At 35.8% G+C, this 19,721-nt stretch carries 20 protein-coding genes and 1 tRNA gene; 12 read left to right on the top strand and 9 right to left on the bottom strand.

The features are described from left to right. Positions 1 to 116: 116 nt before the first annotated feature. From MHH51_RS15775 to MHH51_RS15760, 4 genes are all read right to left on the bottom strand, one after another. Positions 117 to 296 (bottom strand): hypothetical protein, encoded by a 180-nt coding sequence (locus tag MHH51_RS15775; RefSeq protein WP_077600936.1) that lies wholly within the window; start codon positions 294 to 296, stop codon positions 117 to 119. Between the two features lie 376 nt (positions 297 to 672). Next, complete coding sequence (locus tag MHH51_RS15770) at positions 673 to 1,536, bottom strand: ClpXP adapter SpxH family protein (RefSeq protein ID WP_339282474.1); 864 nt, start codon at positions 1,534 to 1,536, stop codon at positions 673 to 675. 15 nt (positions 1,537 to 1,551) lie between these two features. Continuing rightward, positions 1,552 to 1,941 (bottom strand): globin, encoded by a 390-nt coding sequence (locus MHH51_RS15765; RefSeq protein WP_147210985.1) that lies wholly within the window; start codon positions 1,939 to 1,941, stop codon positions 1,552 to 1,554. 157 nt (positions 1,942 to 2,098) lie between these two features. Next, positions 2,099 to 2,680: a CYTH domain-containing protein gene (locus MHH51_RS15760; protein WP_339282473.1), complete on the bottom strand. Its 582-nt coding sequence runs from the start codon at positions 2,678 to 2,680 to the stop codon at positions 2,099 to 2,101. A 318-nt stretch (positions 2,681 to 2,998) separates the two neighbouring features. Between MHH51_RS15760 and MHH51_RS15755 the strand changes: the two genes are divergently transcribed. The 3 genes from MHH51_RS15755 to MHH51_RS15745 are packed head-to-tail and all read left to right on the top strand — an operon-like array spanning position 2,999 to position 5,347. Next, complete coding sequence (locus MHH51_RS15755; RefSeq protein WP_147210987.1) at positions 2,999 to 3,607, top strand: GTP pyrophosphokinase family protein; 609 nt, start codon at positions 2,999 to 3,001, stop codon at positions 3,605 to 3,607. A 20-nt stretch (positions 3,608 to 3,627) separates the two neighbouring features. Further along, positions 3,628 to 4,431 carry an NAD kinase gene (locus MHH51_RS15750; protein ID WP_147210988.1) on the top strand — a complete coding sequence of 268 codons (804 nt, stop codon included), beginning with the start codon at positions 3,628 to 3,630 and terminating at the stop codon, positions 4,429 to 4,431. Between the two features lies 1 nt (position 4,432). Beyond that, positions 4,433 to 5,347 (top strand): RluA family pseudouridine synthase, encoded by a 915-nt coding sequence (locus MHH51_RS15745; protein ID WP_339282472.1) that lies wholly within the window; start codon positions 4,433 to 4,435, stop codon positions 5,345 to 5,347. Here MHH51_RS15745 and prpE read toward each other — a convergent pair. Continuing rightward, positions 5,334 to 6,080: a bis(5'-nucleosyl)-tetraphosphatase PrpE gene (prpE, locus tag MHH51_RS15740; protein ID WP_339282471.1), complete on the bottom strand. Its 747-nt coding sequence runs from the start codon at positions 6,078 to 6,080 to the stop codon at positions 5,334 to 5,336. The two genes, MHH51_RS15745 and prpE, sit on opposite strands and share 14 nt — an antisense overlap. Before the next feature lie 573 nt (positions 6,081 to 6,653). On the opposite strand from prpE, the gene mgtE reads away from it, so the two are divergent. Together mgtE and MHH51_RS15730 are read left to right on the top strand one after the other, a co-directional pair. Further along, positions 6,654 to 8,033, top strand: a complete 1,380-nt coding sequence (gene mgtE / locus MHH51_RS15735) for a magnesium transporter (RefSeq protein WP_147210990.1) — start codon at positions 6,654 to 6,656, stop codon at positions 8,031 to 8,033. Between the two features lie 148 nt (positions 8,034 to 8,181). Further along, positions 8,182 to 8,628: a CotO family spore coat protein gene (locus MHH51_RS15730; RefSeq protein WP_147210991.1), complete on the top strand. Its 447-nt coding sequence runs from the start codon at positions 8,182 to 8,184 to the stop codon at positions 8,626 to 8,628. Positions 8,629 to 8,767: 139 nt separating this feature from the next. Here MHH51_RS15730 and MHH51_RS15725 read toward each other — a convergent pair whose 3' ends face one another. Then, on the bottom strand, positions 8,768 to 9,238 hold the full coding sequence (locus tag MHH51_RS15725) for a CotY/CotZ family spore coat protein (RefSeq protein ID WP_147210992.1): 471 nt from the start codon (positions 9,236 to 9,238) through the stop codon (positions 8,768 to 8,770). Between the two features lie 224 nt (positions 9,239 to 9,462). On the opposite strand from MHH51_RS15725, the gene MHH51_RS15720 reads away from it, so the two are divergent. Then, a complete protein-coding gene (locus MHH51_RS15720) occupies positions 9,463 to 9,711 on the top strand; it encodes a hypothetical protein (RefSeq protein WP_339282470.1) in 249 nt (82 codons plus the stop codon). A 106-nt stretch (positions 9,712 to 9,817) separates the two neighbouring features. Here MHH51_RS15720 and MHH51_RS15715 read toward each other — a convergent pair whose 3' ends face one another. The 3 genes from MHH51_RS15715 to MHH51_RS15705 all read right to left on the bottom strand — a co-directional run bounded on the left by MHH51_RS15715 (position 9,818) and on the right by MHH51_RS15705 (position 12,607). After that, complete coding sequence (locus MHH51_RS15715) at positions 9,818 to 10,531, bottom strand: DUF421 domain-containing protein (RefSeq protein ID WP_147210994.1); 714 nt, start codon at positions 10,529 to 10,531, stop codon at positions 9,818 to 9,820. A 349-nt stretch (positions 10,532 to 10,880) separates the two neighbouring features. Then, positions 10,881 to 11,822, bottom strand: a complete 942-nt coding sequence (locus MHH51_RS15710; protein ID WP_339282469.1) for a hypothetical protein — start codon at positions 11,820 to 11,822, stop codon at positions 10,881 to 10,883. A gap of 29 nt (positions 11,823 to 11,851) precedes the next feature. Further along, the gene (locus MHH51_RS15705; protein ID WP_339282468.1) at positions 11,852 to 12,607 is read right to left on the bottom strand and encodes a 3-oxoacyl-ACP reductase family protein; all 756 of its coding nucleotides are present in this window, start codon (positions 12,605 to 12,607) and stop codon (positions 11,852 to 11,854) included. 627 nt (positions 12,608 to 13,234) lie between these two features. On the opposite strand from MHH51_RS15705, the gene MHH51_RS15700 reads away from it, so the two are divergent. From MHH51_RS15700 to MHH51_RS15675, 6 genes are all read left to right on the top strand, one after another. Beyond that, positions 13,235 to 13,307 (top strand) — tRNA-Val (locus MHH51_RS15700). A 151-nt stretch (positions 13,308 to 13,458) separates the two neighbouring features. Further along, a complete protein-coding gene (locus tag MHH51_RS15695) occupies positions 13,459 to 14,730 on the top strand; it encodes a serine hydrolase domain-containing protein (RefSeq protein ID WP_339282467.1) in 1,272 nt (423 codons plus the stop codon). 76 nt (positions 14,731 to 14,806) lie between these two features. Next, positions 14,807 to 15,196, top strand: a complete 390-nt coding sequence (locus MHH51_RS15690; RefSeq protein ID WP_339282466.1) for a DUF2441 domain-containing protein — start codon at positions 14,807 to 14,809, stop codon at positions 15,194 to 15,196. A 297-nt stretch (positions 15,197 to 15,493) separates the two neighbouring features. After that, positions 15,494 to 15,958, top strand: coding sequence for an NUDIX domain-containing protein (locus MHH51_RS15685; RefSeq protein ID WP_156985981.1), 465 nt, complete (start codon positions 15,494 to 15,496; stop codon positions 15,956 to 15,958). 178 nt (positions 15,959 to 16,136) lie between these two features. Further along, positions 16,137 to 17,864: an ABC transporter ATP-binding protein gene (locus tag MHH51_RS15680; RefSeq protein ID WP_339282465.1), complete on the top strand. Its 1,728-nt coding sequence runs from the start codon at positions 16,137 to 16,139 to the stop codon at positions 17,862 to 17,864. Then, positions 17,854 to 19,659, top strand: coding sequence for an ABC transporter ATP-binding protein (locus tag MHH51_RS15675; RefSeq protein ID WP_339282464.1), 1,806 nt, complete (start codon positions 17,854 to 17,856; stop codon positions 19,657 to 19,659). Before MHH51_RS15680 ends, MHH51_RS15675 begins: the two co-directional genes overlap by 11 nt. Positions 19,660 to 19,721 lie beyond the last annotated feature (62 nt).

Here is a 19,721-nt window from a genome sequence, read left to right as displayed (position 1 = left end):
TTGAAATAAAAAGTTTTTACGAATAGCTTCGTAAGAAAAACAAAGAAAATCAAACGGCCAGATGAGCTATGAAGGTTGCCTGGCCGTTTGATATATAGTTGATTTCATTTTTAATCTTATCGCCGATATCCTTTTGTGTTTTGATAAGCAATGGAAGAAAGCATACAATAAATAGATGCGAGTAATAAAGGGAGCGTTATATAAATCGGGACCATATTCATAAATCCTAATAAATTGAAGAAAAAGGCAAGAATAACTAATAATACGAATAAGAGAGGAAAATAATTGCGTCGCATAAAAAATCCTCCTTTATTAAAAATGGCTTTTGCTTCTTAGTATTGAATTATATGTCCGAGTTGTTATCTTAGAAGTGAATATTTTGTGAAAAGATGAACATAGTTATTGAAATTTGAAAAGGAACTTGCTAAAATATAATTGTAAGTTGATTACAAACAAATACCCCTTTTGTTTGATCATGAAACTTTCTCCCATCCCCCCTTTGTAATTATACAAAGACGGAAAAAAAAGATACACGCTGCCCCGTGTATCTTTTTTTTGCACTATATAAATAAAACCTAATCCTGGCTTCTTCATCCGGATCAGATTTTATTTATAGTATTAGAAGATAAAAAGTGCATTTAACAGGTCTGTTAAATCTGCCTGTATCACCATTTACACCGTTCCGAGATATCTCCAATACGATTCATTTTTTTCAGGTATCCTTTCAATAATTTGCTGGAACTGCAGTTTTTTCAGTTCTTTTTCTGTCTGGTCAATAGACCAGTCATAGATAACAGACACTTCTCTGGTCCCTACTGTCTGCTGCAGCTTCAGATAGTTAATTAAAGGAGGTTTCACAGATGGGATTGGTGTGCGCTGTAAAATTTCTTTTAAGACAAATTCATATATATCGTATGGATAAAGACCGGAAAGCTTCACACCATCCTCTTCCACTTCCTGGTTAAATAAAACAATGGTAGGTGTATAATCTACTTCCATCTCACATGCAAGCTTCAAGTCACATTGTAATGCACGTTTGGAAGTTTCAGAGAATAGATCCCTATGAAACTCTTCTAAATCTAAGGCTGCACCCGCTGCACATTTTAATAGAATTTCTTCATTACAGATATTCTGTTTATCAAAAAACAAAGTCTCCTGAATTTTTCGGATAAATTGTTTTCCGGCCTTTTTACCTTGTAATTCAGCAGCTTTAATAGCAAGAGCAGGAACCCAGGGATAATCAAGATCCTCGTAGCTGGCTGAAAAAGGAGCTAATCGAGATGGTTTTTTTTGTTTGATTTTATTTAATCCATTTGGATTTAATGCAGTCAATTGTCCACTGATTACATGCTTTATCGTAAAAAAACGTCCGTATTCAACATACAATTTTTTTAGATAAGGCTCCAGTGCCCAGCATTCAGAACATAATGGATCAATAAAAACATACATTTCAATCGGTTTTTGCACATATTTCATGTAGTTAAAAGTAGGGTCTATTTGATTAGAAGATGATAGTTCTTGTTGATTCCCATTCATTTTGAATGCTCCTTTCTAAGATTCAGGGGTGTTCATCATATGATTGGCGGTCAATGTCAAACGCTCAATCATTTCCGTAAAATATGGTTCTTCTACTTTATTTTCTACTAGTGACTGATTCATACAAGCTAACCAGGCATCTCTGGCACTTGGTGTTATTGGAAAAGGAAGGTGCCGTCTTCTTAACATAGGGTGTCCCCGTTCTTCTTCATAGAGCCTGGGGCCGCCAAAAAATTGTGTGAGAAATAATTTCTGTTTATGCTTTGTTTCTGTTAAGTCTTCTGGAAATAGTGGTATCAGAACAGGGTTTTGCTTAACATATCCATAGAATGTTTCCACTATCTCCTCCATCTTTTCATAACCGCCAATTCCATTATATACAGTTTCTCTTTTAAATTGTTTCATAATTAGTGCTCCTTGTAATAGTATTGTAGCAATATGGATTCACTTCATCAAATAATCTGTACCGTAACAGATAGATTAAGTTTTATTAGTTATTACAATAGATACATAATAATTGTTGTTTACTGAGAATAAATACCGGTTTATAAATGATCTCATTTTACAAAGAAATTCTCTGTTTTTGGTGAAAAAAACGTGCTATTTTAGCAGGCGTCTTCCGGACAGGAATATGATAGTTTGCTAATAAGCTGTTAAAAACCTTTTCTCCATAGTGTTTTGAAGCTGCTTCTAATTCCAGTTCAGCATCCTCTGTATCTAAATAAATACTTTTATCTAAAACAATTAATGTATCCTGATAAGGTATTTCTTTTCGGAAGGTAGTCATTCTTCCTGCATAATTTAGGGATGACAAATTGACAGATAGCTGTCTCAACTGTTCTGCTACATTCGGAGCTTCTGTTGGCCTCCCAGAAGTCCATGACAGAAATTCTTTTTCTGACAGTGTGTCATGTGTCTCTAATAATCCGTCTGGATGAGGTTCTTTTAATGTTAAAGTATATGTTTCGTTCTTTTTACGTATTCGTAATGCAGACCGGTTTGCTTTTAAATCAAGGGAATCTGTTTCAAAGTAATAATTTGTCTGCTCTATCATTTCCGCCTGTGAGAATAAATCCTCGGCTAATAGATTATATTCCTGGATAGTTAACAGGTTCTTAAATTCAATTTCTACTTCTTGGCTCATTCATAAATCTCCAGTTCTAAAATTAGATTATCTCTATTATGGCTTGTATTGAGAAGCATTGCAAAAAATAACTATGAGAGTAGGCTTAACAAACAGTTTAAATGACACGGCTGGAAAAAGAAAACCTCTATACAATAGTCAATGTTGTATAACGGACAGAGAAACGACGGCTATATCTATAGAAAATAGCAGCTTGTATTTTCTGGGAAACAGGTTGTAATATAGACAGTATTTTTTTAATTTCCTCTTTCCTTTGTACTAATGCTACTCTGTGATAAAATAAAGAGGATTATATTAGTTTACATATAGGGTGGTTCGATGGACTGGGGAAAAACTTTAGCGCCTTATAAACAGGCAGTAGAAGAATTAAAGGTAAAGTTAAAAGGGATTCGTTCTGAATACGAAAGAGAATCCAGCAATTCACCAATTGAATTTGTAACAGGAAGGGTAAAGCCGATACCAAGCATTATTGAAAAGGCACGGGAAAGGCAGATTCCTCTTGAGAATTTAGATAAATTACAGGATATAGCAGGGATAAGAGTTGTTTGTCAATTTGTTGATGATATCTATCCTATCGTTGAGATGCTGCGAAAACGCAGTGATTTTCAAATTATTGAAGAAAAAGATTATGTTTTTCATAAAAAAGACAGCGGTTATAGATCTTATCATATGATTATCGAATATCCAGTTGAAACGGTCAGAGGTCAAATTATGGTTTTAGCTGAAATTCAAATACGTACACTTGCGATGAATTTTTGGGCAACCAATGAGCATTCCTTAAATTACAAATATGAGGGGAAATTACCTTCAGAGGTTAAGTTACGTTTGCAAAAAGCTGCCGAAGCTGCTTTTAAATTAGATGAAGAAATGTCTAAAATCAGAAGCGAAATCCATGAAGCCCAACGTGTTTTTCATCGTAAATCATAGATAAAGGATGGGAAGATATAATGAAGTTTAAAATTGTTTCTAGAGGAGACAAGCGATCAAATAAAATAAAAACCATGATGCGGCAATATTTGGAGTCTTTTGGATTGGAATATGATAAAGAAGAGCCCGATTTAGCCATTTCAGTTGGCGGCGACGGGACCTTTTTAGAAGCCTTCCACCGTTACACTCATCGTTTAAAGGAAACAGCTTTTATCGGGGTTCATACCGGACATTTAGGATTTTATACGGATTGGACGCAGGATGAAGTGGAGAAGCTCTTGATTGAGATTGCTAGAACTCCATTTCAAACTGTAGAATATCCATTGATGGAAGTAATCATTCGGGATGATTTAGGTAAAAAGGAAGACAGGCATCTTGCTTTAAATGAAGCAATGATTAAAACAGCAGATGGATCATCTGTTGTTTTAGATGTGGAATTGAAAGGTGAACATTTCGAAACATTTCGCGGCGACGGAATTTGTATATCCACGCCTTCTGGAAGTACAGCTTATAATAAGGCGTTAGGAGGGGCGATTATTCATCCATCCTTAGAAGCAATTCAAATAACGGAAAATGCTTCGATCAATAATCGTGTTTTCCGTACTATCGGTTCACCATTAGTCTTGCCTAAACACCATACATGTTTTTTAAAACCGATGGTAGATAATTCTTTCTTAATTCAAATCGACCATTTTACGAAAAATTATCATGAAGTCAAATCGATTCAATGCCGTGTGGCAAAGGATAAAATACGCTTTGCACGATTCAGACAATTTCCTTTTTGGCATCGCGTGAGAGATTCATTTGTTACTGAGGTGGACTAAGTTGACTGCAAGCATACAAAAAAGCTGGGTGATTGATCAAACGAGCGCCAAGCTTACCATTAAGGAATTTTTACAGGAAAAACAAGGTTTTTCAAGAAGACTGCTGACTGCAATGAAAAAAGAGGGCGGCAAATTTTTAATTAATACAGTGGACAGTTATATAACAGAAAAGCTTAAGCTGAATGATCAATTAACTGTTATATTTCCGGAAGAAGCTATAGGCAGTATTGAGGCAACAGAAATGGACCTTTCAATTGAGTATGAGGATGAAGACCATTTAGTATTAAACAAACCGGCTGGACAGGCATGCCTCCCCTCTATGAATGACCGTCATTATTCGCTGGCAAATGGAATTCAGGCCTATTATCAATCATCTGGGCACCCGGCAACAGTGCATATTGTAACAAGATTAGACAGAGACACGTCTGGTCTTGTTTTAGTTGCAAAAAATCGTTATGTCCACGCCTTGTTGTCAGAGGCACAAAAAAAGAATGAGATTCAACGTATGTATGAAGCGATTATTTCAGGTGAAATAAATCCTCCTGCCGGCACTATAAATGCACCAATCGCCCGGAAGAAAACCTCGATAATAGAACGGGAGGTAAATTGGATAGAAGGGAAGGAAGCAGTTACGGACTATCAGACATTGTCGGTATTAAAAGGAGCTTCTCTATTGCGTATTCAGCTGAAAACCGGGCGGACGCATCAAATTCGTGTTCATTTCAGCTATTCAGGCCATCCGCTGCTTGGTGATACTCTCTATGGTGGAGAGGCAGATGTTATTTCCCGCCAGGCACTGCATTGTGCGGAAATAGAATGGCTGCATCCTTTTCAAAATAAAAGAATGAAATTTAATTGCGGGCTCCCGTTGGATATTGCTGCGTGTAAAGAAAAATTAGCCGTTAATCAGCAGTGAAATCTGTAAAACGATCAGGCTGGAAGGGTTGTTTTGAGGGTACAGAAACAATCCTCTGCTTTGGAAACTGGTAAGCGGTCAGCTTATTTCCAAAGACACAGCCTGTATCTATATTGATTGTCCGATTAATTTGGCGTGCCTCTAAAACTGGCGTATGACCATAAACAATCCAAGGCTCTCCTTTATAATGCTTTGCCCAATCCCGACGGATGGGGCGGCCCAGATGATCTGTTTTACCGGTAATATCACCATAGAGAACAAATGTCTTTGTGCGGGAATTCATCTGCCCGATTAAATTTTCTTTAATCCCTGCGTGGGCTACAACTAACTTCAGGTTTTCAAAATATAAATACAAAGGAGCATTCTCGTAAAGTGTCATAAACTTTTCCTGAATGTTCTTTTTTTGAGCTTCGTTTAAGCTTTTCCATTCAGCAACCGTCGTTTCTAAACCGTGTTTTTCCTGCACCTGGTTTCCTGAAAAATAACGATAGAGCTTATTGCAGTGATTTCCTGGTACATAATAGGCTATTTCCTGCTCTCTAACTAATTGATAGACAAGCTGGATAACAGCTGTGGAATTTGGTCCGCGATCTGTCAAATCTCCTACAAATACTAGCTTGTTACCTCCAGGATGAGCATAGGAGCTGTTCTCCTGACGATATCCAAGTGTTTCCAGCAATTCCAGAAGCTCGTCCAAACATCCATGCACATCTCCAATAATATCTAATTGCATCCTATATCCTCCTATTGTCGATGAATGTAGCTTTACTTCTATAGTATAACTTTTTTTAGCTAATGCATGTAAAATTGAATACAATTATTTTCCTTCGCTGTAATCAACCTCATATTCAATACAAAACGTATTCTTGCCTTTAAGCGTTTCTTTCCTATTGGTGTTAAACATATTTAATATAGCAGCCTAATCATTAAAATAAATTAGCAGAACAAAATGTTTCCTTAATGCAAAATAATAGCATTTACAAAATATACTTGACAAATAGAAACGAAATACATAAAGTGAGTGATGGGTAATAAAGTTTACCTTAGCCAACAAAAAAGAGAGGGTGAAAGATATAAAAAGGAGGTATTACCCTTTTCTATACTAATAGAAGCAGCGTTCTCGGCAGCTTATAGATCTAATAATAATGATTAATTTTAAGTGAATGATCAGCAAAATAACAACTGATAAAATCACAATGGAAAGTCTTTTTATTATAGATAAGGCTTGCTATTTGTTTCGCTTCTTGTAAAATAGGGTAGGATGTGTAAGTATATAAAAATTAGCGAAAAGAAAGGAGGAACTGCTATGAAAAAGGATCAATATGATGTTCAATATGAAGAACAGTTTCAAGAACACATTGATAAAGTTCAAGAAGCATTAGAAAATGAAAATATGGAGGAGTTTCGGACAGAATTTCTCGAAATCCACCCATATGATCAAGCAGTATTTTTCCAACAGCAGAATGAAGGCAGAAGAGCGCAGATATACACGTATTTATCTCCTGAAGAAATGTCAGAGATATTAATTAACATTGATTTAGATGATGTCATTGAGTTTTTTGAGGAGATGGATCCGAGATATGCTGCGATGATTTTTAGTGAAATGCCTGTCGATGACGCAGTAGATATTCTAAATGAACTGGATAAAGAAAAAGTAGTAAGCTATTTGACCATCATGGATAAAGAATCTGCTGATGATATAAAACAGCTTCTTCATTATGAGGAAAAAACCGCTGGTAGTATCATGACCACGGAGTATGTTGTACTTTTTGAGGATCAGACCGTTGCAGAGACTATGCAGCAATTAAAAAAAGAAGCACCCGATGCAGAGACAATTTATTACTTGTTTGTCCTGGATAATAGCAAACGCCTAGTAGGTGTCTTATCTATCAGAGATTTAATTATTGCAGATAGTGATACTTTGATTAAAGAAGTTATGAGTACCAAAGTGGTTGCTGTATCAGTCGCAAAAGACCAGGAAGATGTTGCACAGATGTTTAGAGATTACGATTTCCTTGCACTTCCGGTAGTTGATTTTCAAGATCATCTTCTTGGTATTATCACAGTCGATGATATTTTAGACGTTATGGAAGAAGAGGCAAGTGAAGACTACTCCAAATTAGCAGCGATGTCCAATACGGATATTAAAGATGACACAGCGATCCGTTCTGCAAGAAAAAGACTTCCCTGGCTGGTTATCCTGCTATTTTTAGGTATGCTGACTGCTACGTTAATTGCCAGTTTTGAACAGACCTTGGAGCAAGTAGCTATTTTAGCGGCCTTTATTCCTTTAATTGGTGGAACGGCAGGTAATTCAGGAACACAAGCACTTGCTGTATCCGTACGTGGTATGGCGACAGGTGAGTTCGAAAATACCGGGAAATGGAAGCTTTTGGGGCGAGAGGCATTAACGGGACTGATTAATGGTATATTCTGCGGAATCATTCTTGCTACTATCATTTTTATCTGGCAGGGCAATATTTATTTAGGTATTCTTTTAGGCTTATCTATTATGGGTTCTCTTCTCGTAGCAACACTTGCAGGTGCTCTTATTCCAATGCTGATGAACCGGTTGAATATTGACCCGGCAGTGGCGTCAGGACCTTTTATTACAACAATCAATGACCTTATTTCCACATTGATTTATTTCGGAATGGCAACTGCATTTATGAGTTATTTAATTTGATAATAAGGATGAAATAGGATTGTCGCTATTTTTTGGCGACAGTCTTTTTTTGGTTAATTAGAGTAATTATCAGGCCAGACACAAATCAATTTCTAGGTTCATACACTATAAAAGATAAGCTAAGAAAGCCAAAAGAGGTGGATGAACGATGACAAATAAAAACAAAGCGCAGGCTCCTTTACTCTATATTAGCCAGCCTCAGCTGAAGGAATTTTCAGCTCCAATGCAAGAAAATTATGTTGGTGATTACAGGCGAAAAAGGCAAACGGAGATGAAATCTGTTCCGCAGGCGAAAAGAAAGCAGTCCAAAGACGGGAAAAATTCGGATGGGGACAGCTCCAAAACAACTGAACAGCAATCAAGTAAGAAGAAGTTTATGGAAATGACAATTATAGAAAAAATAAGCTATTTAACAAACCGCTCTGAATTTGCTCCTCCTATAAAATGTGAAATAATCACAGTTTCCAAGAAGAAGTATCGCGGTGTAATTCGTGAAAACAATTCGGATACACTGGCTTTACAATTAAATAATCGAAAAAACAAAATAGAGATTGCAATAAAAGATATTGAAAACATTCATTTATTAGGATTTTAAAAGACACCATCCGGGAGGGCCTCCCTGGATGGTGTATCTTTTGGCAGTTAAGAAAGTTTATACTTTCTTACTGCATAAGTGTAACTAAGGTTGTCACCTAAAGGCTTGGTGACAACCAAGTTTTCTAATGAAAATTATTTTAATGAAATGCTCTGATTGCCGGCAGGCAGGTAACATGGCAAAAGCAATCTAAATCTACTGTGATACAAATACCTGTTGCTTCCAGGTCTTCTGTATTTTGATCAGTAGGGTCCTTCATATGATCAAATCCACAGCTTTCTCCATCACTGAGTAGTAACTCAAGAATAGCGCAATTGTCTTTATCTACTTTCTTTACTCTGAAAATAAAACTAGATAAAATTGGATTCATTTTGTTGTGATGATTTTTTGTTGTGCCGAACCCTTTAAATGGTTTGCAATCTTTGCAGTATAAAATAACAGGCACCGTGTCTAAATCATTAGTTACCTCATTTGTGCATAAAAGGTCATTAATTGATTGTTCACAGCTCGTATCACAGCAGTTTTCTACAATATCGTTTTGAGCATCAACAATGTCTTTTAAAATATCTGCAACACAACTTCCAGTATCATAATTTTTTCCACAACCCATGAGAAAATGCTCCTTTCACAATTTGAATTTTCTTTCCTTATAGGATATGTGTCTTCCCAGTGTTGGTGTGGGCGAGTGTAGCTATGAGGAAGGGCTATTTCAATAAAAATAAAATTCTGACTATACAACATAAAATAATCTGTATATAATAATGTATAAATAAAACGGTTTCATTTTTCTTGCACGGGGTATATATAAATGAATATATAAGGGAGGTGCAGAGGGTGGGATATATTCTTCCGGTACAGAACTCACAATATATTGATTATCAGCAAAGGCTGCAGCCGACACAGAGAAAAGACCATCATATAGAAGGTTCCTTTAAAGTTCAGTTAGAGCGGAGACATCAGGAGCTTAGTGCAACATATGACCGTTATTACCGCAATAGATCGGAACCTCAAAAGCCTTTAGACCTGCCACTAGACTCATCCTTAATCACAGGTAAAGGAAGATATGTAAACAAATATATATAAGCATTCCTCTTATTATAAGAGGAATGCTTCTTTTATTTATACGTTAAGAAAATGTTTTCGACGGGGCAGACATTCACAGCGTCTTCTATGAGTTTTAAGATTAAACTCAATCAAAATCGCTATATTTTTGATGCTCCCGGTTAAAGAAAGGGACAATATATAAGGGATTTCCTTTTGTGTATTCTGCATAGAAAATTTCTGAAATATCTTTATAACCCTGTTCGCGAATAGATTCCTCCAACCAGGAAACTGGAAGGTTTTTCTCTTCCATGTTATCTTTTATAATTTCCCCATCATTAATAAGAGTAATTGGTAAAGCTACATCTTGAGGAGATAATTTCAAATCCTTGCGTGTAGGCGTTTGATAATCTGTTTTTTTGAGAACGGATACGGTTCCGTTTGCTTCTAACACGGCAAATTCAACCTCACTGATGGAAAATACGTCTTTTTCTCTCAAAAGATGCTGCAGCTGATTAATATCCAGCTTGGTTTTTTTCATCATATCCCTGACAAGCTTTCCACGATAAATTACTATTGTTGGACTTCCTTCAAGTAAATGTCGTGTCCGCTTATACTTTTGTGAAATAATTTCCACAATATACATAAGAATACCATAAAGAGCTACAACAAAGGCTATTTCTCCTATTCCTGCATTTGGATCAAATAAAGCATTCCCAACTAATTCCCCCAATAGTAATGCAGAAATAAAATCAAATGGGGTAATTTGAGAAATTTGAGTCTTTCCTAAGATTTTTGTGATTAAAAACAAAGCAAAAAATCCAAAGATAACCTCTACAAACATACTCATGTAACTAGACATATGATACGCTCCTTTATCTTTTACACAGTATTTTATATTGTGTACAGAAGCGGATAAAAAATGTACCTAAAAAGAAAAGGAATGTAAGCTGAATGAAAGATGTTTGCTCTTATCAAATAATCATCCTGTAAAAGAAGCTTTGAGCGGGCACTGAATTTCTGAAGATAGAAATCTATACTGAGAGGTACAAGTTAAGTATAGATATATTGGATTTCTGCAATAGTAATAAAAAACGAAAGTGGGGGGTTACTTCGTACCGGGTAAGAAAACATGTTGTCAGCAATCCGGCAGATAAGAAAAGCTCATATTCGCTTTTGATGATTTAGCAAATATGAGCTTTCTAATGATTTTAAATAAATGGTGCAATAACTCCCAAAACAATAAAACTCCAGAATGCGATTACAATTGCTGGCATATCAATATGTGTATCAACATGTGTGTTAAAAAGGCGCTGCACATATTCCCCTGTAATAACAGCGAATAAACCGAATAATGCTGCTAACCATGGACTTGCTAATGCAATTGCTGCATGGCCGGCCACCATAGATACGTGGTGGGATACAGGAAATTTTAATCCGAAGTATAAGAAAATAAGAGAGGCTGCACTAATAGTGAAACCAATATTATCAATATCTAACGCAATTGCTGCATAACCTACAAGGCCGGCAAATGCAAATCCCCAAATAGCGTTGAAGAGTAACATTTTTCCCGAAAAAGGAAAGCGTTTTTCATCTGTAGGGAAAATACCTGTTAAACCGGAATGACCAAATAAGAAACGGGTAATAATAGCGAATGTAACCACTGTTAAAGCAATTGTATCAATTGGAATACCTAAAATAGGTCCATATAGATATTCAACGAAATAGCCTAAAATACCAAATATACCGCCGACGATAAGTACCATTGGGTCTGTTGTTTTGAATAACGGAACAGTTGTATCTGCGCCATCAACATGCCTGTCATCTTCGGCAAAAATTTTGTCTTTATCTTCATGGTCGCCAAGAATTGTTTTTGCATTAACTGGATTGTCAATAAAGGTAGCGCTTTCTAAATGTTTCTTACTAATCCTTCCTGCATAAGCCGCTGCCGCAACAGCTCCGACGAAGGCTACATGCGGGCCAAAAAATGGACCAAAAGCAACATAATCTAAAATTAATGTACTGCCTGCTGCTACAGCTGCAGCAACTCCGGCCATTCCTAAAAATCCTGTAAAGATAAAGGCTGTTGTACCACCAATGAGTGCACCGAATACGCCGCCGCCAAAAGCAGCTAAAATTGCAACTAAGGACATTTTAATTCCTCCCTAAAATTCGAATTTTATCACATCAGCATTCCGCCGGTAGCATCAATTGTTGCTCCAGTAATATAGCTGGCTTTTTTGGAAACAAAAAAGACGGCTATATCAGCAACCTCATCAGGTTGTGCAGCTCTGCCCAACGGAACACGGTTTAAATAAGAAGGGGCGTCAGTTTCTAATTTTTCCCGAATCAAATCTGTTTCTACAATACCAGGTGCCAGATTGTTAACACGTATATTATCCTTTGCATGTTCGCGTGCCATAGATTTTGTGAAGGCAACCATTCCGGCTTTGCTGGCTGCATAATGTGAGTGACCGGTAGTTGAACCATGGAAAGCTGCCTGAGATGTTATATTTAGAATATTTCCCGGCAGTTCTTTTTCTAAACAATGATTTAAAAACGCCTGGGATGTCAGGAATACAGAAGTGAGGTTTACGTCTAAGGTTCTTTTCCAATCTTCTAGTTTAATGGATTTCACGTAGCCTGTAGGCCAGATTGCTGCATTATTTACGAGAATATCTACTGTCTCAAATGCTTCGATACTTTGGGAAATAATAGACACAGCGTCATCCATATTTGCCAGGTCGGCTTGAATTGCAAGTCCCTTTTGTCCGGCAGCTTCCACAGCTTTTATCACTTCATCAGCTTTTGCCTGATTACTTTGATAGGTAATAACAACATTTGCACCTTCATTAGCGAGAGATAAAGCAATTTCTTTTCCGATACCTCTGGATCCCCCAGTGATAAGTGCTGTTTTATTTCTAATTCCTAAATCCATTTACTTATTCCTCCTCATTTCAGCAATTTACTATAAAATATCTATTATGATTGAATAGCTGCTGTACACTTCATTTATTTCCATTAATTAGGATAGAATCGGCATACTACTGTAAATTCTTTCTAACAGTCATATAAATATAGGCAAAGACGAGGTAATCCATATGAAGTAATTTTTGATAATAATCTCTAATCTGCTTTAAGTATAATGAAAATAAAACTTCTTGTTAGTTCCGATACTTATTTTGGTAATCAAATCACTCCCTTGTTATTTCGTATAAGAAACTTATTCATTAATTTTTGAACAAAAGTGCAAATAAAAAATCATTTGTTCATTTTTGGTTAGTATAAATGAATGGGAATTTTATGTCAACGCTTTCATTTATGTGTTTTAATATTATAATAATCCTGATTTATTAAGGAAACGCCGTACTATAGTGCTGAAAATAAGGCATAGGAAATAATTATATTTATGAATGATAATTTCTTAATTTAAGTGTATTTATCAGTTTGATAGTTGTAGTATTCTACTAATTTCATTAAACTACAAAATTATAATGCTGATACAAATATTGTTAGCTTGTTTTCTTTTCCATTAGGCTGTATAATATGTATTGTACCTACATACGATTCCGTAGCTCAGCTGGGAGAGCGCTTGCTTGACAGGCAAGAGGTCGTTGGTTCGAGCCCAATCGGAGTCATTTACTTAAAGCGGTTCATAGGGAATAATTTCTCTCTAATTGCGTGAAGACACATTATTTATGGATGTGTCTTTTTTCGTTTTTGAAGGTTTTTTTGGAGAGATCGGGAATCAATAGAGTATTTAATTTTATTTTTAAGGAGTGGATGCTGATGCAGGAAATAAGATCAAAAATAGATGCATATATCAACGAATATTTGGAATCGTGGGACTTCTACGGGGTTATTCAAGTTATAAAAAATGATGACATTCTTTTTGAAAACGCATACGGTTATGCGAATATTGAGTTTGGAATCAAAAATAATATAAGTTCATGCTTTTCAATCGCCTCCATGACCAAGCAATTTACTGCCTTTGCGATTATGCTCCTGCATGATAAGGGTGTATTGGATATTGATAAGCCGGCATCTTTATTTCTTCCTGGTGATATGAAGATTGACAAATCAATAACTATACATCATTTATTATCACACACATCAGGTTTAAGCAATTTCTATAATTTTGAAAATGATTTTTTCTCTGGATACAATAGAATGGACTATTCCAAAAACGACTTCTTTCAACGGTATATAAATAAAGAACCTGTTTTTCCAGCAGATGTGAAATATGATTATAATAATGTAAATTATAATTTGCTTGCATGGATTATTGAAAATGTAACGGGAGAGAGGTATGAGGACTATATCCGGAACAGCATATTTCTACCTTTGAATATGATGAATAGCGATATTGATGACGGATGTAAAATTATTAAAAACAGATCCGGTAATTATGTGAAAGATTTTGATGTGATTATCAAAAGTCCATATTATAACGAAAAATTTAGTATCGGTGCTGGAGCAATTATTTCTAACTGTGATGATTTATATAAATGGTACATCTGCTTACGTGATAGAAAAATACTATCACAGAAAGCGTATAATCGATTTTTTAATGAGAATAAAAATAATTACTGCTATGGGTTGGAATATCATCATGTTTATGGAACGGGAAGATACTCACATGGGGGAGACCATCTTGGAATAAGTACTTATATGCAGAATTATTTTGATGGAAATATTTGTATTATCATACTTTCAAATAATGAAGCTATCAATCAATATAGATTGGGCAACGCAATTGCGGATATTCTCCATCATGTTGAGGTAGATATTCCAGCAAAGTTTGAAGAAATCCCTCTTAGTGAGAACGAACTTAAAAAGTATTGCGGTACCTATTTAAAAAATAAGATCAAAGTAGAACTTATTAATGGCAAATTATACTTTGTAAGATTCTCAGGTAATCTTTATATTGAAATCTATCCGGTAGGTGAAGGAAGATTTGTCCGGCGATACTTTGATCAGATTGAACCTTATCGTATTTCTGAGGATGAACATGGCGAAATGACGTTTTTTGGATATGTCAGGGATAATCTCGTAAAATGATGAAACTTTAATATAGAAGCAATTGTGTTTTCCTGATTCTCAATAAAAACATAAGATGGAAGGGAGTACAATACTCTTGGAATTGTATTTGTATCATGTCGTTACTGAAAAGTCTATGCAGCCAGGGCAAGTAATCATTTTTGACGAAAATCACTATAATGGAATTTATAATCGGGTCATGACTTGTAAAAAAATATTAGACGGTGATCATCCCGTGGATGAACTTTCAAAATTTATAAATTCAAATTTAGATTATTGGACAGTCAGAACATATAGAGAATTAGCTTTAGAAAAAGTCAGAAAGGAAAAATATACAAACTATCCATCGAGAATGTCTTGTTTATACACCTCAAAAACTTTATCAGATGCAGAAATGTGGGCCGCTTCATTTATAAATAGTAACAGAAAGGTTTATCAAATCGTAAAATTACGAACAGACGGCAGAAGATTTAATGGCGATGCTTAAATATTTTTGATGGAACTGGCGATGAGGAGGTAAATAACAAAAACGCAGATTACTATTGGGCTAATAAACTTAATAGATTTGGAAAAGAACCGTTAGTTGAAACCTTAATCGACGGTCGCATAGAAGTTGTCGAAATTATAAAGGACTTTTCTTAACTGAATGAAGTTCTATAATGAATCTATAATTTGGAAATGACACTATGAAGCCTTTAAGGGGATAAGGAAACTTACCAAATTAAATGTATCTTTTTTCTTTTTTAACAGTACTCAATTTATATTATTTCAAAGGAGGGTTCCAATGAACATAAGAAACTCAGCAAAAGCAATTATTATTCAGGATAAACAACTGTTAGCCATAAAAAAACTAGATAAAGATGGATATTATTTTATTTTACCTGGCGGTGGTCAAGAACATGGAGAAACACTGCATCAAGCATTAAAAAGAGAATGTATAGAAGAAATTAATGCAGATGTCGAAATAGGTAATCTCCTGTTTATAAGAGAATATATCGGGAAAAATCATGAGCATTTTGAGTTTGATTCTGAATTGCATCAGATAGAGTATATGTTTTCATGTGAAATTAAAAGCAGTAATAAAGAGATAGGAAATGGTGTTGTACCTGATGATGGGCAAATAAGTGTTGAACGGCTGACGATATCAGATTTAATGAATTATCGTTTATACCCTCAGGCAATAAGAGATAAGATTATTGCTTATATTTCAAGGAAAGAATTCCCAGTGTATCTTGGCGACATCAATTAATTTAGAATAATGTCAGAAATACTCCAAATAACAGCGGGTTATGATGACTTTAAACATCATTTCGAAACCCGAACTAAATACTGGCTTATTTATCAGCGTTCATTCTATAATAAAATAAATAATTTATTTTTAATTGAATTTCTGAATACTTTTACTTTTTGGTTGGTAGGTGGATTATTTGCGAAAAGTTTTTTCTTATTTAGGTCCATATAAATTTCCTTCGATTATTGCATTTTCACTTATGCTAATCGAGCTGGCAGTAGAGTTATTGCTCCCTCTTTTCTTAGGGTTAATGATTAATCAGGGGGTTGTGAATCAGGATATCCAGAATATTGTGTTCTGGGGATCAATTATGATTGGTTTGGCTTTATTATCATTCCTTGCAGGAGTTCTGAATTCTTTTCTATCATCTCATGTCAGTTTTTCCTATGCTTATGATTTACGAAAAGAATTATTTGCAAAGATTCAAAGCTTTTCCTATGCAAAATTGAATAAATATCCTACATCCTCTCTGGTTACAAGGTTTACAAATGATATCCGGCAGATTCAAAATACCGTTTTCATGGTTCTTCGTATTATGGCAAAGGCACCCTTGACTGTAATTGGCGGTGTTATTATGGCTTTTATGGTAAATGCCCGGTTGGCGTTAATTTTTCTAATTACTGTACCGCTTCTTGTTCTATTCCTTTTGTGGGTATTAAAAATCTCAAGTAAATTATTTAAGCAGGTCCAGAGTCAAGTGGACAGTGTCAATCGAGTGATGCAGGAAAACCTTGCCGGCATGAGACTTATCAAAGCCTTTACACGTCGTTACACAGAAGAAAACCGGTTTGATAATGCTAACCGTACGCTTGCTTTAACGACAAGGAAAACCTTTCGAATCGTTGAATCAACTGGACCAATTTTACTTTTTGTGATGAATTTAAGCTTAATTTTTATTATTTGGTTTGGAAGTATTCAAACGATTAATGGTCAGGCAAATATAGGAGAAGTCGTTACGATGATTAATTATGCACTACGGGTAGCAATGTCTATTTCTATGTTTTCTTTCATTATTATGGCTCTTTCTAGGACAAAAGCATCTGTTGAGCGAATTAATGAGGTACTGATAGAGGATGATGGAGAAGGGGAGAAACAGAAGCAGACGGATTATTCTGTATCTAAAGGCTGTATTGTTTATGAAGATGTTTCTTTCCGCTATCCAGATGAATTAGCTGAAACACTGTCCGATATATCTTTTTCCGTAAATTCTGGTGAACGCCTTGCGATTATAGGAGCAACCGGTTCCGGGAAGACTTCTTTATTCCAGTTAATGCCCCGGCTTTATGAAGTTTCAAGAGGGAGGATATATATAGATGACATACCTTTAGATGGCTATTCATTTAAAGCTTTACGAAATAGTATCGGCTATGTTCCCCAGTCACCGCTTTTATTTACCGGGTCCATTTTTGATAACATCGCTTTTGGAAAAAAGGATGCAACGATGGAAGAAGTGATTCAAGCTGCTAAGGATGCACAAATCCATGACACCATTCAAAATTTGGAACATCAATATGAAACAAGAGTCGGTCAAAAAGGAGTTAATCTTTCAGGTGGACAAAAACAACGTATATCCATTGCAAGAGCACTTATCCGTAAACCGGAGATTTTAATGCTTGACGACAGCACGAGTGCTCTTGATTTAGCTACAGAAGCACGATTCCTGAAGGCATTAAATAATTATCAGTGTACTGTACTCCTAATTACACAAAAAATAGCCACTGCTAAAAAAACAGATCGCATTCTCCTGCTCGATCAGGGAAAGATTCTGGACATAGGCTCACATGAAGATTTGCTGAGCCGTTCTAATTTGTATCGGGCTATCGCGGAATCACAGCAGGAAAAGGAGGTTCTCCATGCGAAATAACTCTTTAAAAGCGGCCTTTCAATATAAACGGATTGATTTATCGAATGTGAACAAATTTGATTCTAAAAAAGCAGAAAATATGGGAGCAACCTTAAAGCAGATTTGGAATTATTTAAAGATGGAGAAGGGAAAATTATTTCTTGTCATTTTGATGGTTTTTATCAGTTCGATATTTGCTCTTTTGGGACCATTTCTCGTAGGGGTGTCAATTGATAATTTTATTGCGGTCCAGCAGCTTAATGGACTGGGGCTTTTACTTGTGGGGCTGGTTATTGTATATATTATCCATTCTTTGTCACTGTTTCTCCAAAACTATTGGATGGTCGATATTTCACAGCAAACGGTATATACATTGCGGAAAAACCTGTTTGAACAATTTCACCGGCTGCCTATCTCCTATTTTGACAAGAGGCAGCACGGAGAATTAATGAGTCGGTTAACAAATGATATAGATAATATTAATAACACATTGAACCAGTCTGTCATTCAAATTTTTGCCAGTATCCTTACCTTACTAGGGACAGTCAGTATTATGCTTTATTTGAGTCCTGTTTTAACACTAGTGACGATGTCTATTATTCCTGTCATGTTTTTTTCAATGCGCTGGATTACTAGAAGAACCGGGCCATTATATAAACTGCAGCAGCGTGACTTGGGTGATGTAAACGGCTATGTGGAAGAAATCGTTTCCGGTCAGCACGTTGTCAAAACATATTCACAGGAAGATTACGTAACCAGCCAGTTTGAGCAAAGAAATAAATCCTTGCAGAACACAGGTTTTTGGGCATTAACAATCTCCGGGTTTATTCCTAAAATCATGAATACGTTGAATTTTTTAAGCTTTGCAATGATTGCCTTTGTAGGCGGGGTACTTGTTATCACCTCAGATGGATCACTGGTGACTGTAGGGACAATTGTTATCTTTACAGAATACGCACGACAATTTACTAGACCTTTAAACGAACTATCCAACCAATTTAATTTATTATTATCCGCTATCGCCGGTGCAGAAAGAGTCTTTCAGGTAATGGATGAAACTGGAGAAGAAATCGATGAGAAAGATGCTGTAGAGATTCCAGATACAAAAGGTCATCTTGTTTTTAATCAAGTAAGCTTTGGCTATGAATCAGCTAAAATTCTGAATGATATCAGCTTTGAGGCAAGACCGGGAGAAATGATTGCGTTTGTAGGGCATACCGGAGCCGGAAAAACAACTATTATTAACCTTATTTCCCGCTTTTATAATTATAATAGCGGCCAGATCACATTGGATGGTATTGATATCAAAAAAATAAAACGCTCCAGCCTTCGTAAACATATGGCCTTTGTGTTACAGGATACTTTCTTATTTCACGGAACCATCCGTGAAAACATTCGTTACGGAAGACTGGAAGCAACTGACGAGGAAATAGAGCAGGCAGCTAAAGATGCCAATGCCCATGACTTTATTCTATCTTTACAGGATAAATATGATACGATACTGGATCAGGATGGAAGCGGTATAAGCCAAGGTCAAAAACAGCTATTGACCATTGCACGCGCATTATTAGCAGAACCTAAAATTTTAATACTTGATGAAGCAACCAGTAATATTGATACCGTAACAGAATTAAAAATTCAGGAAGCATTAAAACGTCTGATGAAGGGGCGAACTAGTTTTGTTATCGCCCATAGGCTTAATACTATTCGGGAAGCAGATGAAATTATTATGCTCGAAAATGGGGAAATCATGGAGCAGGGAAATCATCAGGAATTAATGAACCTGCAGGGAAAGTATTATCAGCTTTATCAATAAAAATGCTTCAAGTGACAGGCCGATCATACAATGATAGACTATTGCTATATTATAAAAAGGCT

Source organism: Oceanobacillus sp. FSL K6-3682, from assembly GCF_037976165.1.
GTDB classification, from domain to species: domain Bacteria; phylum Bacillota; class Bacilli; order Bacillales; family Amphibacillaceae; genus Oceanobacillus; species Oceanobacillus sojae.
Note: the sequence above shows the minus strand (reverse complement) of the source record. Positions and strands in the feature narration are given on the sequence as shown.